Here is a 1167-nt window from a genome sequence, read left to right as displayed (position 1 = left end):
TTAAGCAATGATCTTGGCCACGACGCCAGCGCCGACCGTACGGCCGCCTTCGCGGATGGCGAAGCGCAGGCCTTCTTCCATGGCGATGGGGTTGATCAGCTTGACGGTGATCGACACGTTGTCGCCAGGCATGACCATTTCCTTGTCGGCCGGCAGCTCGATGGCGCCGGTCACGTCGGTCGTGCGGAAGTAGAACTGTGGGCGGTAGTTGTTGAAGAACGGGGTGTGGCGGCCGCCTTCGTCCTTGCTCAGCACATACACTTCAGCGGTGAAGTGGGTGTGGGGCTTGATCGAGCCGGGCTTGCACAGCACTTGGCCGCGCTCCACGTCTTCGCGCTTGGTGCCGCGCAGCAGCAGGCCGACGTTGTCGCCAGCTTGACCTTGGTCCAGCAGCTTGCGGAACATTTCCACGCCGGTGCAGATGGTCTTTTGCGTGTCGCGGATACCGACGATTTCGATTTCTTCGCCGACCTTGATGATGCCGCGCTCGACGCGACCGGTCACCACGGTGCCGCGGCCGGAGATGGAGAACACGTCTTCCACGGGCATCAGGAAGGCACCGTCCACAGCGCGCTCTGGCGTGGGGATGTAGGTGTCCAGCGCTTCGGCCAGCTTCATGATGGCTTCTTCACCCAGCTTGCCCTTGTCGCCTTCCAGGGCGAGCTTGGCCGAGCCACGGATGATGGGGGTGTCGTCGCCTGGGAAGTCGTACTTGTCCAGGAGTTCGCGCACTTCCATTTCGACGAGTTCCAGCAGTTCTTCGTCGTCCACCATGTCGCACTTGTTCAGGAACACGATGATGTAAGGCACGCCCACCTGGCGGGCCAGCAGGATGTGTTCGCGGGTCTGGGGCATGGGGCCGTCAGCGGCCGAGCACACCAGGATGGCGCCGTCCATCTGGGCAGCGCCGGTGATCATGTTCTTCACATAGTCGGCGTGGCCGGGGCAGTCCACGTGGGCGTAGTGGCGGTTGGCCGTTTCGTATTCCACGTGCGCGGTGTTGATCGTGATGCCGCGGGCCTTTTCTTCGGGCGCCGCATCGATCTGGTCGTATGCCTTGGCTTCGCCGCCGAACTTGGCGGACAGCACGGTGGCGATGGCCGCCGTCAGCGTCGTCTTGCCATGGTCCACGTGGCCGATCGTGCCCACGTTGACGTGAGGCTTGGT

At 63.2% G+C, this 1167-nt stretch carries 1 protein-coding gene; it reads right to left on the bottom strand.

Annotated features, from left to right (window positions below; genetic code table 11):
• A partial coding sequence (gene tuf / locus KW843_RS26645; RefSeq protein ID WP_218298114.1) for an elongation factor Tu occupies positions 1–1167 on the bottom strand: 1167 nt, incomplete at its 5' end.

This window comes from Acidovorax sp. sif1233 (genome assembly GCF_019218755.1).
Classification (GTDB): Bacteria; Pseudomonadota; Gammaproteobacteria; order Burkholderiales; family Burkholderiaceae_C; genus Acidovorax.
This window is presented reverse-complemented; position numbering and strand designations above follow the sequence as displayed.